The 12,254-nt window shown below is 67.0% G+C and carries 13 protein-coding genes; 4 read left to right on the forward strand and 9 right to left on the reverse strand.

Going from position 1 to position 12,254, the window contains the following annotated elements:
• Positions 1 to 8 precede the first annotated feature (8 nt).
• From glnA to ntrC, 4 genes are all read left to right on the forward strand, one after another.
• Positions 9 to 1,424, forward strand: a complete 1,416-nt coding sequence (glnA, locus tag AC1DYK_RS24740; RefSeq protein WP_442281615.1) for a type I glutamate--ammonia ligase — start codon at positions 9 to 11, stop codon at positions 1,422 to 1,424.
• A gap of 172 nt (positions 1,425 to 1,596) precedes the next feature.
• Positions 1,597 to 2,091, forward strand: coding sequence for a hypothetical protein (locus AC1DYK_RS24745; RefSeq protein ID WP_478168681.1), 495 nt, complete (start codon positions 1,597 to 1,599; stop codon positions 2,089 to 2,091).
• A 117-nt stretch (positions 2,092 to 2,208) separates the two neighbouring features.
• Positions 2,209 to 3,285: a nitrogen regulation protein NR(II) gene (gene glnL / locus AC1DYK_RS24750; RefSeq protein ID WP_478168682.1), complete on the forward strand. Its 1,077-nt coding sequence runs from the start codon at positions 2,209 to 2,211 to the stop codon at positions 3,283 to 3,285.
• 22 nt (positions 3,286 to 3,307) lie between these two features.
• Positions 3,308 to 4,813 (forward strand): nitrogen regulation protein NR(I), encoded by a 1,506-nt coding sequence (gene ntrC / locus AC1DYK_RS24755; RefSeq protein ID WP_478168683.1) that lies wholly within the window; start codon positions 3,308 to 3,310, stop codon positions 4,811 to 4,813.
• A gap of 151 nt (positions 4,814 to 4,964) precedes the next feature.
• Here ntrC and AC1DYK_RS24760 read toward each other — a convergent pair whose 3' ends face one another.
• Genes AC1DYK_RS24760 through AC1DYK_RS24800 form a run of 9 tightly spaced genes read right to left on the reverse strand, consistent with a single transcriptional unit; the run spans position 4,965 to position 12,238 of the window.
• The gene (locus tag AC1DYK_RS24760) at positions 4,965 to 5,468 is read right to left on the reverse strand and encodes a hypothetical protein (RefSeq protein WP_478168684.1); all 504 of its coding nucleotides are present in this window, start codon (positions 5,466 to 5,468) and stop codon (positions 4,965 to 4,967) included.
• Positions 5,465 to 6,244: an exodeoxyribonuclease III gene (gene xth, locus AC1DYK_RS24765; protein ID WP_478168685.1), complete on the reverse strand. Its 780-nt coding sequence runs from the start codon at positions 6,242 to 6,244 to the stop codon at positions 5,465 to 5,467. The genes AC1DYK_RS24760 and xth overlap by 4 nt, the downstream gene beginning before the upstream one ends.
• 53 nt (positions 6,245 to 6,297) lie before the next feature.
• Positions 6,298 to 7,287, reverse strand: coding sequence for a dihydroxyacetone kinase subunit DhaK (gene dhaK / locus AC1DYK_RS24770; RefSeq protein WP_478168686.1), 990 nt, complete (start codon positions 7,285 to 7,287; stop codon positions 6,298 to 6,300).
• 9 nt (positions 7,288 to 7,296) lie between these two features.
• On the reverse strand, positions 7,297 to 7,917 hold the full coding sequence (gene dhaL / locus AC1DYK_RS24775) for a dihydroxyacetone kinase subunit DhaL (RefSeq protein WP_478168687.1): 621 nt from the start codon (positions 7,915 to 7,917) through the stop codon (positions 7,297 to 7,299).
• Positions 7,918 to 7,947: 30 nt separating this feature from the next.
• Positions 7,948 to 8,979 (reverse strand): ABC transporter ATP-binding protein, encoded by a 1,032-nt coding sequence (locus tag AC1DYK_RS24780; RefSeq protein WP_478168688.1) that lies wholly within the window; start codon positions 8,977 to 8,979, stop codon positions 7,948 to 7,950.
• The gene (locus AC1DYK_RS24785) at positions 8,972 to 10,093 is read right to left on the reverse strand and encodes an ABC transporter ATP-binding protein (RefSeq protein ID WP_478168689.1); all 1,122 of its coding nucleotides are present in this window, start codon (positions 10,091 to 10,093) and stop codon (positions 8,972 to 8,974) included. The genes AC1DYK_RS24780 and AC1DYK_RS24785 overlap by 8 nt, the downstream gene beginning before the upstream one ends.
• A 3-nt stretch (positions 10,094 to 10,096) precedes the next feature.
• A complete protein-coding gene (locus AC1DYK_RS24790) occupies positions 10,097 to 10,303 on the reverse strand; it encodes a hypothetical protein (protein WP_478168690.1) in 207 nt (68 codons plus the stop codon).
• 14 nt (positions 10,304 to 10,317) lie between these two features.
• Complete coding sequence (locus AC1DYK_RS24795) at positions 10,318 to 11,274, reverse strand: carbohydrate ABC transporter permease (RefSeq protein ID WP_478168691.1); 957 nt, start codon at positions 11,272 to 11,274, stop codon at positions 10,318 to 10,320.
• A 10-nt stretch (positions 11,275 to 11,284) separates the two neighbouring features.
• Positions 11,285 to 12,238 carry a carbohydrate ABC transporter permease gene (locus AC1DYK_RS24800; protein ID WP_478168692.1) on the reverse strand — a complete coding sequence of 318 codons (954 nt, stop codon included), beginning with the start codon at positions 12,236 to 12,238 and terminating at the stop codon, positions 11,285 to 11,287.
• Positions 12,239 to 12,254: the final 16 nt, after the last annotated feature.

Below are 12,254 nucleotides of genomic sequence, written 5' to 3' on the forward strand. Positions count from 1 at the left end.
AGAACCTGATGGCCAAGACCGTCGCCGACGTACTCAAACTCGTGAAGGAAAACGAGGTCAAGTTCGTCGATTTCCGCTTCACCGACACGCGCGGCAAGGAGCAGCACGTGACCGTGCCCGTCTCGCATTTCGATGAAGACAAGTTCACGTCGGGCCACGCCTTCGATGGCTCCTCGATCGCCGGTTGGAAGGGCATCGAAGCGTCGGACATGCAACTCATGCCCGATCCCAACACGGCCAACATCGATCCTTTCTTCGAGGAAACGACGCTGATCCTGACCTGCGACGTGGTCGATCCGACGGATGGCAAGCCCTACGAACGCGACCCGCGCTCGCTGGCCAAGCGCGCCGAAGCCTACATGAAGGCCTCGGGCCTGGGCGACACCGCCTTCTTCGGACCGGAACCCGAATTCTTCGTGTTCGACGGCGTGCGCTGGCAGAACGACATGTCGGGCTGCTCGGTCAAGATCGAGTCCGAGGAAGCGGCCTGGAATACCGGCAAGGAATTCGAGCACGGCAACACCGGCCACCGTCCGGCGGTCAAGGGCGGCTACTTCCCGGTACCGCCGGTCGACAGCTTCCAGGACATGCGTTCCGAGATGTGCCTGGTGCTCGAGTCGCTCGGCATCCCGGTCGAAGTGCATCACCATGAAGTGGCCAACGCCGGCCAGATGGAAATCGGCACCAAGTTCAGCACGCTGATCCAGCGCGCCGACTGGGTCCAGCTGCAGAAGTACGTGATCCACAACGTGGCCCACGCCTACGGCAAGACCGCCACCTTCATGCCCAAGCCGATCGTCGGCGACAACGGCTCGGGCATGCACGTGCACCAGTCGGTCTGGAAGGACGGCAAGAACCTGTTCGCCGGCGACGGCTATGCCGGCCTGAGCGACTTCGCGCTGCACTACATCGGCGGCATCATCAAGCACGCCCGCGCGCTGAACGCCATCACGAACCCCGGCACCAACAGCTACAAGCGCCTGGTGCCCGGCTTCGAAGCCCCGGTGAAGCTGGCCTACTCGGCCAAGAACCGCTCGGCCTCGATCCGCATTCCATTCGTGGCGAACCCGAAGGGCCGCCGCGTCGAAGCGCGCTTCCCCGATCCGCTGATGAATCCGTACCTCGGCTTCGCGGCGCTGCTGATGGCCGGCCTCGACGGCGTGGAAAACAAGATCCATCCGGGCGAAGCCGCCAGCAAGGATCTCTACCATCTGCCGCCGGAAGAAGACGCGCTGATCCCGACCGTCTGCCACAGCCTCGACCAGGCGCTCGAGTACCTCGACAAGGACCGTGCTTTCCTGACCAAGGGCGGCGTGTTCACCGATTCGTACATCGATGCCTACATCGACCTCAAGATGCAGGAAGTCACGCGCTTCCGGATGGCGACCCATCCGGTCGAGTTCGACATGTATTACTCCCTGTGAGGCCTTGCGGGACAGACCAAGAAACTGCGCAGCAGTTTTTGCTCTGTCCTCAACTGATTGGAATCAAAAAAGGACGGCCTCGGCCGTCCTTTTTCATTGGGAGGGAACATCTGGGCCGGATCGGTTTCGAATTGCATGAAAATGCCGTTTTGCGGCGCACTAACTCAAGACCATGAAGACCCTCTCTGTTTTCCTGCTGACCGCCCTGGCGGCGGCCGGCGTGCCCTTGCAGGCCCAGGCGCAGCAAGAGCGCGTCTGGCGCTGCGGCAACGAATACACCAACAACGCGGTCATCGCCCAGCAGCGCGGCTGCAAGGTGATGGAAGGCGGCAACCTGACCATCGTGCAGGGCACGCGGCCGGTCGCCTCGGCGGCTCCCGGCGCGGCGGTGCGGGCGCCGGCGGGCAGTCCGCGGGTCGACGGCGTCGATCAGCGCGCACGCGACGGCGAGGCCCGCTCGGTGCTCGAGGCCGAATTGCGCAAGGCGCAGGAGCGGCAGGCCCAGCTGCTCAAGGAATACAACAACGGCGAGCCCGAGAAGCAGGGCAGCGAGAGCAAGAACTACCAGAAGTATCTCGACCGGGTGTCGGAAATGAAGGCCGAGCTCGCGCGCAACGAGAGCGACATCGCAGGCCTGCAGCGCGAGATCGGCCGCCTTCCGAGATGAAGTTCACCCCCAGGTTGGCTCACCGCGTGTAGCCGCCCACCCCCTCTCCGGGGGCAACACCAGCGGCCCGGCGAAGCCGGTTCCGCGGTGTTCCACGAAAAGACTCACTCAAAAATCATGGCTTTTGGCAAATCGGCGGGGCCGGGCAAGCGCTTCCAGGCTTTCGACCTGCTGTCGACGCTTATCGCGGTGGTGCGGGCGGACGGCTCGGTGCTGTTCGCCAATTCGGGCCTCGAGGATGCGCTGGGCACCTCGCGCCGCACGCTCGAGGGCTCGCAGTTCGGCGCCTGCTTCCATGAGCCCCAGGTGCTGCGAACCGCGATCGACGGCGCCCGCAGCAACGATTTCGCCACGCTGCGCTACGAGGCCCTGTTGCGGCGCGTCAACCACGACCTGATGCCGGTGCTGGTGACGCTGGCGCAGAGCGACAAGGCCGGTGAACTCATCATCGAGCTGACGCCGCTCGAGCAACAGGTGCGGCAGGACCGCGAAGAACGGCTGCTCGACCAGGCGCAGGCCAACAAGGAGCTGATCCGCAACCTCGCGCACGAGATCAAGAACCCGCTCGGCGGTATCCGCGGCGCGGCGCAGCTGCTGCAGATGGAGGTCGAGTCGCGCGACCTGATCGAGTACACGCAGGTCATCATCCACGAGGCCGACCGGCTGCAGACGCTGGTCGACCGGTTGCTGGCGCCGCACCGGCGCCCTCACGTGGTGGGCGACGTCAACATCCACGAGGTCTGCGAGCGGGTGCGTTCGGTGATCCTGGCGGAGTTTCCGCGCGACCTGCACATCGAGCGGGACTTCGATGTGTCGATCCCGGAGTTCCGCGGTGACCGCGAGCAACTGATCCAGGCCACGCTCAACATCGTCCACAACGCCGCCCAGGCGCTCGCCGAGCGGCGTGCCGCGGGCGATGCGCAGATCACTTTCAAGACCCGAATCGCGCGCCAGGTCATCTTCAACAAGCAGTGGTATCGACTGGCACTGGAATTGCATGTCATCGACAACGGACCGGGCGTGCCGGACGCGATCAAGGACCGCATTTTCTATCCGCTGGTGTCGGGCAGGGAAGGCGGGACTGGCTTGGGATTGACGCTGGCGCAGACTTTCGTCCAGCAGCATCATGGCGTGATCGAGTGCGACAGCGTCCCGGGACGGACCGATTTCAAGATACTGATACCGCTGCCCTAGCAGCCAAGCAACAAGGAGCTGCATGAAGCCGATCTGGATAGTGGATGATGATCAATCAATCCGCTTCGTGCTGGAAAAGGCGCTGTTGCGCGAAGACCTGCCGACCCGTAGCTTCACCAACACGCGCGAAGTGCTCGCCGCCCTCGAAGCGGCGGCCGACGACGAGACGCAAGGCCCCCAGGTCCTGGTGAGCGACATCCGCATGCCCGGTGGCTCGGGCCTCGACCTGCTCGACAAGATCAAGGCCAAGCATCCGGGCCTGCCGGTCATCATCATGACGGCCTTCTCCGACCTCGACAGCGCCGTCTCGGCCTTCCAGGGCGGCGCCTTCGAATACCTGCCGAAGCCCTTCGACCTGCCGCGCGCGGTCGAACTGATCCGGCGCGCGGTCGACGAGAGCCAGCGCGAGGAAGTGGCCGAGGAGCGCATGGCGGCGGCGCCCGAGATGCTGGGACAGGCGCCGGCGATGCAGGATGTGTTCCGCGCCATCGGGCGGTTGTCGCAAAGCAATGTCACGGTGCTGATCACCGGCGAGTCGGGCTCCGGCAAGGAACTGGTGGCGCGCGCCCTGCACAAGCATTCGCCGCGCGCGACCGGCCCCTTTGTCGCGATCAACACCGCGGCGATTCCGAAGGACCTGCTCGAGAGCGAGTTGTTCGGCCATGAGCGCGGCGCCTTCACCGGCGCGCAGACGATGCGGCGCGGCCGCTTCGAGCAGGCGGAGGGCGGAACGCTGTTTCTCGATGAAATCGGCGACATGCCCTTCGACCTTCAGACGCGTCTGCTGCGCGTGCTCAGCGACGGCCATTTCTACCGCGTCGGCGGCCACAACTCGGTCAAGGCCAACGTGCGCGTGATCGCGGCGACCCACCAGGATCTGGAGCAGCGCGTGAAGCTCGGCGGCTTCCGCGAAGACCTTTTCCATCGGCTCAACGTGATCCGTCTGCGATTGCCCGCCCTGCGCGAACGCGGCGAGGACGTGCCGTCGCTCACGCGGCACTTCCTGCAGCAAAGCGCCAAGCAGCTGGGTGTCGAGCCCAAGCGTATTTCCGATGCGGCGCTGGCTCAGCTGGCGAGCTTCGGCTTTCCCGGCAACGTGCGCCAGCTCGAGAACATCTGTCACTGGCTGACCGTGATGGCGCCGGCGCAGCTGATCGAGGCCAAGGACCTGCCGCCCGAAGTGATGGCGACGGCGCTCGCGCAGCCGCAGGCGGCTGCCGCCGCGCCGGTCGCGGTGACGACCGAGGGCGAGGCCGCCGCGCCGATGGCCGGATTACCGGCCGTTGCGACGCCTTCTGCCGCCGCAGCTTCGGCATTGGCGTGGGAGGGTGGCCTGGAACTCGAGGCGCAAAGCATGTTGGCCGCGGGTCGCACCGACGTCTGGGACGCGCTGTCGCGTCGCTTCGAGTCGCGCCTGATCCTGACGGCGCTGGCCAGCACGCGCGGCCGCCGCATCGAGGCGGCTCAGAAGCTCGGCATCGGCCGCAATACCATCACGCGCAAGATCCAGGAACTCGGGCTGGAGTGAACGTGGTCTCCGCGCTCCTCGCTTCGTGTGACGCTGCATCAAACCGGCGCAGTCCGATACCAGGGATACCGCGGAACCGGCTTTGCCGGGCCGCCGGTATCGCCCCCTCGAGGGGGCAGCGCCGCAGGCGCTTCGGGGGTGATTTCTTATCCTAGCGATTTCGCTGGCCGAGGGTCAGCGTGTCGAGCTGGAACTGGCCGCTCTTGTCCCACAGCCAGGTGTCGACATAGGTGTGGGCGCCGATCTTGCCCGGGCTCGGCAGCGGCGACGCGCCCTGGATCAGATCGGCGATCATGCCGCTGACCTCCGGCGCATGGCTGGGCGTCCGGCTGAAGTGCACGGCGGTGACGCGGCCGTCGGCATCGACGTCGGTCTCGGTGACGACCACGGCGTACACCAGCGGCGGAATCTTGCCCTTGTAGATGCGTTGCGGATATTTCTTGTAGATGGCGGCGGCACCCACCTTGCGGTAGGCACGCACCGCCGGCGTCTGGACCGTGATCTGGCGCTCGGCAGACGCCCCGACCGACGGCCCTGCGCCGCTGCTCGGCCCTGCCCGGGACGCGGCGTCCCGCCTGGCGTCCGGCTTCAGTACCCCGCAGCCGCCGAGCGCGAGCGCCGCGGCCATGCCAAGCAGCAGTGCGGTGGTTTTCATGGTTCGAGCTCCAGGATCACGGGCGCATGGTCACTGGGCTTCTCCCACTTGCGCGGCACGCGGTCGATCACGCAGCCCTTGACGCGCGGCACCAGCGGCTCGCTCACCAGGATGTGGTCGATGCGCAGCCCGCGATTCTTCTGGTAGCCGAGCATGCGGTAGTCCCACCAGGAGTAGCTCTTCGGCGGCTGCTCGAACAGGCGGAAGCTGTCGGTCAGGCCGAGCGCGAGCAGCGCCTTGAAGTGGTCGCGCTCCTGGGTCGTGTGGTGAATGGTCTCGGCGAGCCCGACCGGGTCGTAGCTGTCGCGGTCTTCGGGCGCGACGTTGAAATCGCCGAGCAGCACGAGGTTCGGATGGGCGGCCAGTTCCTGTTCGAGCCAGTCGTGCAGGCCTTCGAGCCACTTCATCTTGTAGGCGAACTTGTCGCTGTCGGGCGCCTGTCCGTTGACGAAGTAGCCGTTGACGATGCGCAGTTCGCCGGCCGGTGTGTCGATGGTCGCGCTGATGACGCGCGAATGCTCGTCGGCGAAGCCGCCGATGTTCTTCAGCACGTCGCGCGCCGGCGCCAGGCTCAGGATCGCGACCCCGTTGTAGGTTTTCTGTCCGAACACGGCCGCATCGTAGCCGGCGGCCTTGAGCACCTCAAGCGGGAACTTGTCGTCGCTCATCTTGAGCTCTTGTAGGCACAGGACGTCGACCGGGTTGGCGATCAGCCAGTCGAGCACGTGCTGCAGGCGGGCGGTGAGGGAGTTGACGTTCCAGGTGGCAATTTTCATGAAGGGGAAAGTCCAGGATGATTTCCTAGGACTTTAGCCGCCGGAAGCCCGGATTACATCCCCCAGCGCAGCGCCGCCGTATGCACCGGCGCGTCCCACAGCGCCAAAGTCGCGGCATCCATGGCGCTCACGGTGACCGAGCAGCCCGCCATCTCGAGCGAGGTCACGTAGGAGCCCGTCAGATGGCGCGCCACCTTCAGCCGGTGGCCGTCGAGCACCCTGCGCACCGCATGCACCATCAGGTACAGCTCCATCAGCGGCGTGCCGCCGAAGCCGTTGACGAGCAGCAGCACCTCCTGGCCGGGCTTGAGCGACAGATCCTTGAGGATCGCGCCGCTGAGCTCGGCCGCGATGTCGTCGGCCGACGCCAGCTTGACCCGGCGCCGGCCGGGCTCGCCGTGGATGCCGACGCCCATCTCCATCTCGTCCGGACCGATCTGGAAGGTTGGCTTGCCGGCCGCCGGCACGGTGCACGAGCTGAGCGCGACACCCATCGAAGCCGTCGCCTTGTTGACCGAATCCCCGAGCGCCTTGAGCGCCGCCAGGCCATCGCCGCGTTCGGCCGCGGCGCCGACGATCTTCTCGACGATCAGGGTGCCGGCGACGCCGCGGCGGCCGGTCGTGTAGGTCGAGTTCTCGACGGCGACGTCGTCATTGACGATGACCGTCTCGTTGTCGCAGTCGACCATCTCGGCGGCCATCTGGAAATTCATCATGTCGCCGGAATAGTTCTTGACGATGAACAGCACGCCGGCGCCGGTGTCCACGGCCTGCGCCGCGGCCAGCATCTGGTCGGGCGTGGGCGAAGTGAACACCTGGCCCGGACAGGCCGCATCGAGCATGCCGTGGCCGACGAAGCCGGTGTGCAGCGGCTCGTGCCCCGAACCGCCGCCCGAGATCAGCGCGACCTTGCCGGGCTTCGGTGCGCGCCGGCGCACGAACTGGCCGCCCTCGCCGAGGGTCACGATATCGGCGTGCGCGGCCGCGAAGCCGTCCAGGGATTCGGACAGCAGGGAATCGACCTCGTTGATGAGCTTCTTCATGGTGCGCTTTCAGGCGGAAAGGGAAGTCGGTCGGGCGGGCGATTGCAGGCTGTCGCAGATCGCGCCGATGATCAGTGCCACCGAGCGCGAGCCCGGGTCGACGTGGCCCAGAGCCCGCTCGCCGAGGAAGGACGCGCGGCCCTTGATGGCATCCATCGCGGCGGTGGCGTCGGCGCTCGTGAAGGCGCATGCGCGGACCCGGCCGGCCAGGTCGCCGCCGCCTTCGGCGAGCACCCTCCGCACTGGGTCGAGCACGTCGAGCAAGGTCTTCTGGCCGACCTCGGCCTTGCCCAGCCGGGTCAGGGCCTTGATGCCCGCGTCCAGCGCGCTGGCCAGGCTGCTCGCCGTGGGCGGATCGGGCAGCTCCTTGCCGAGCGTGACCATCAGCGTGCCGAACACCGGACCCGAGGAACCGCCGATGGTCGACATGCAGGTCATGCCCATCGTGCGCAGCGCCTCGTTGAGCGACTGGCCGCCCAGTTCGTCGAGCTTGGCCTGGATGGCCAGCGCGCCGCGCCGCATGTTGAGGCCGTGGTCGCCGTCGCCGATGGCCTGGTCGAGCGCGGTCAGCTCATCGACGTGGTCGATCAGCGTCTGGGTTGCGTTGCGGATCAGTTCGATGTCGGCCATGCGTGCTCCGTTCCCATGATGTGTGCGTGTTCAGGCGATGATGCGCCGGCCCTCGGCATCGAACCAGAGCGGGCGCGTCAGCTCGACCTGCACCGCGTCGTTCGGCTCGAAGCTCTCGCTCGCGGGCGCCGAGACGATCAGCTCCTGCTCGCTGTCGTCGAGGCCGACGTGCACCAGGTGCAGGTCGCTCAGTCGCTCGATGCGCCGGACCCGGGCGGGGCGATGTGCAGTGCTCGCCCCTTTTGGGCGATGCAGCCGCAGGTGCTCGGCCCGCACGCCGACGGTCGTCGCAAGCGGCGGCGCGTCGAGCGCCGGAACCAGCGCGCGCGCGAACAGGTTGATGCGCGGCGAGCCGAGTCGCGAGGCCACGTGGGCGCTGCTCGGGTTCTCGTAGATCTGCTGCGGCGTGCCGACCTGCACCAGCGCGCCGGCGTCGAGCACGCCAATGCGGGTGGCCATCGTCATGGCCTCGATCTGGTCGTGCGTCACGTACAGCAGGGTGGCGCCGAGGTCCTGCTGGATGCGCTTGAGTTCGAGCCGCAGGTCGTTGCGCAGCTTGGCATCGAGCGAGGACAGCGGTTCGTCCATCAGGTAGAGCGAGGGGCTGCGCACCAGCGCGCGGCCGATCGCCACGCGCTGCATCTGGCCGCCCGAGAGCCGGGTCGCGGGGTTCTTGAGCTTGTCGTGGATGCGCAGCATGCGCGCCACGTCCTCGACCTTGCGCCGCACCTCGGTCTCCGGCACCGGACGCAGCGGCGAGCGAAGCGGGAAGGCCAGGTTGTCGTACACGCTCAGGTGCGGATAGAGCGAATACTGCTGGAACACGAAGGCCACGTCGCGCAGCGCCGGCGCCAGGCCGGTGACGTCGCGCCCGCCGATCGATACGCGGCCGGCGTCCGGCCGTTCGAGGCCGGCCACCAGGCGCAGCGTGGTGGTCTTGCCGGCGCCGCTCGGGCCCAGCAGCACGAAGAATTCGCCGCTGGCCATGTCCAGGCTCAGGCCGTCGACCGCCTGCACCGCGCCGAAGCGCTTGCCTACATTCGCGAGTCGAAGCTCAGCCATGGCGCGCTCCCTGCCGGGCTCGCTGCGGGGCCTCGTCGCGGGCGGTGCGAAGCGCACGGCCCGAGGCCGCATCGAACAGCGAGATCGCCGAGGCATCGAAGGCCAGCCCGACGTGGTCGCCGCGCGCCACCGGCAGCGCGACGTCGACCTTGGCGCGCACCGTCGCGCCCTGTGCGGTGGCCAGCGTCACGACCGTGCTGGTGCCCAGGTATTCCGTGGCGAGCACTTCGGCGCGCAACGCGGATGCCGCGTCGAAGCGCACGTGTTCGGGCCGCACGCCGCACAGCAGGGCCCGTGGCGCGACGTCTTCGCGCAAGGCCGGCACGTCGACCGGCGCGGCACCGATCCGGATCGCCTGCTCGCCGTTCGCGAGGCCCGCCTCGAAGGGCAGGAAGTTCATCGACGGCGCGCCGATGAAGTCGGCCACGAAGACGCTGGCCGGCCGCTCGTAGACCTCGAGCGGCGCGCCGAGCTGCTCGATCACGCCGTCGTTCATGATCGCGATCACGTCGGCCATCGCCATCGCCTCCATCTGGTCGTGCGTCACGTAGACGGTGGTGGCGCGCAGCCGGTCGTGCAGCGCGCGCAGCTCCTGGCACATCACTTCGCGGAACTCGGCGTCGAGTGCGCCGAGCGGCTCGTCCATCAGGAAGGCCAGCGGCTGGCGCACGATGGCGCGGCCGAGCGCGACGCGCTGCCGGTCGCCGCTCGACAGCTGAGAGACCGGCTTGTCGAGCAGGTGCGTGATGCGCAGCGTGCGCGCCGCCTGCTCGACCTGGCGGCCGATCTCGGCGCGCGCCATGCCCTGCGAGACCAGCGGGAAGCCGATGTTGCGCCGCACGTTCATGTGCGGATAGAGCGCGAACATCTGGAACACGAAGGCGATGTCGCGTGCCGACGCGCGCTTGAAGCTGACGTCCTCGTCGCCGAGGAAGATCTGGCCCGAGGTCGGCAGCTCGAGTCCGGCGATCATCCGCAGCGTGGTGGTCTTGCCGCAGCCCGAGGGACCGAGCAGGCAGAAGAACTCGCCGTCGCGCACGGTGAAGCTCGAGCTCTTCACCGCGGTGAAGTCGGCGAAGGCCTTGTGCAGCTGGTGGACGCGGATCTCGGCCATGGCTCAGACGGGGAACTTGGAGACCACCATGAACAGCGCGGTGCCGACCAGGGTGGTCAGGAACGACCAGGTGAACAGGCTCATCGCGAGCGGCTGCAGCATCATCACGAGGCCCGCGGTGATCACGATGCAGGCGACGATCTCCATCGGTCCGCGGCGCAGCCAGCGCGGCCAGCGGCGCGGTGCGGTCGGGGGCAGGGCGGTCGGCATGGCTGAAATCACTCCTACTTGCGCACGGCGCCGAAGGTGATGCCGCGCAGCAGGTGCCGGCGCAGCAGGATCGTGAACACCAGGATCGGAATCAGGAACAGCGTGGTGCCGGCCGCGACCGCGGGCCAGTCCTGCCCGCCTTCGCCGATGATGATCGGAATGAAGGGCGGCGCGGTCTGCGCCGTGCCCGAGGTCAGCAGCACCGCGAAGGCGTATTCGTTCCAGGCGAAGATCAGGCAGAAGATCGAGGTGGCGACGATGCCGGTGGTGGCCTGCGGCAGCACCACTTTGCGAAAGGCCTGCAGCCGCGTGTAGCCGTCGACCATCGCCGCCTCTTCGTACTCGCGCGGGATCTCGTCGATGAAACCCTTGAGCAGCCACACCGCGAGCGACACGTTGACCGCGCTGTAGAGCAGGATCATGCCCAGGCGCGTGTCCGACAGCCCGAGCTCGCGGTACATCAGGTAGATCGGGATCGCCACCGCGATCGGCGGCATCATCCGCGTCGACAGGATGAAGAACAGCAGGTCGTCCTTCAGCGGCACGTCGAAGCGCGAGAAGGCGTAGGCCGCCATCACGCCGATGCCGACCGACAGCACGGTGGAGCCGAAGGCGATGATCAGCGAGTTGACGAAGCGTGGGATGTAGTTCGACCGGCCGGCCACCACCATGTTGTCGTCGCGCGCCACCTTGTCGCAGATGTCGCTCGGCGGCGGCAGCGCGGCGATGTATTCGGGCGTCTGGCGCGAGCGCGTGGTGAAGAGGTTGCAGTAGCCCTGCGGTGAGGGTGTGAACAGCACCTTCGGCGGATAGCTGATCGAATCGGGCGGCGTCTTGAAGCCGGTCAGGATGATCCAGGCCAGCGGGATCATCGTGACCAGGGCGTACAAGACCACGATGGCGCCCGCGAAGGTCCGGGTGCGTGAACTCGGTTCGACGACGGAGTGCGCGGTGCTGATGCCRGTGCTCATGGTGATGCCTTCAGCGGTTCTTCACGTGGTTGAGCGCCTTGACGTAGATGTTCGCCAGGCCGAACACCGCCACGAAAAGGATGATCGCGAACGCCGACGAATAGCCGGTGCGCCATTTCTCGAAGGCCTCGCGCTTGAGGGTGATCGACGCCAGCTCGGTGGCCGAGCCGGGACCGCCCGAGGTCAGCAGGTTGACCATGTCGAACATCTTGAAGTTCTCGATGCCGCGGAACAGCACTGCCAGCATGATGAAGGGCAGCACCATCGGCAGCGTGATCGACCAGAACTGGCGCCACTTCGAGGCCCGGTCGACTTCGGCCGCCTCGTAGATGTAGTCGGGGATCGATCGCAGCCCGGCGAGGCAGATCAGCATCACGTAGGGCGTCCACATCCAGGTGTCGACGATGATGATCGCCCAGGGCGCGAGCTTGACTGAGCCGATCATCTCGAACGACGACGCCGGAACGCCCGAGAGGTACGACACGGCGTAGTTGAACAGGCCGGTCTGCGGCTGATAGAGGAAGGCCCAGAAGTTGCCGACCACCGCGGGCGACAGCATCATCGGGATCAGGATCATCGTGGTCCAGAAGCCGTGGCCGCGGAACTTGCGATCGATCAGGTAGGCCAGCGAGAAGCCGATCAGCACCTGCAGGAAGATGGTCCAGAACAGGAAGTGGGCGGTGGCCTGCATCGCCAGCCAGATGTCGGGGTCGGTCAGCACCGACACGTAGTTGTCGATGCCGACATCGACCACCGCCGCGTTCGGCCGGTTGGCGCGGTAGTTGGTGAACGACAGCTTGATCGTCCAGATCAGCGGGAAGATGTTGATCGCCAGCAGCAGCAGCATCGTCGGGCCGACGAACAGCCATGCGATCGCGCGGTCGGAGAGGCCGCGCATCCGCACCGCCGCGCCGGCCGGCTTGGCCTGTGCGGCGCGGGTGACGATGACGGCCGGGTTTTGCATCGGTGACAGTTGGGTG

This window comes from Variovorax sp. P2_H12, from assembly GCF_056403395.1.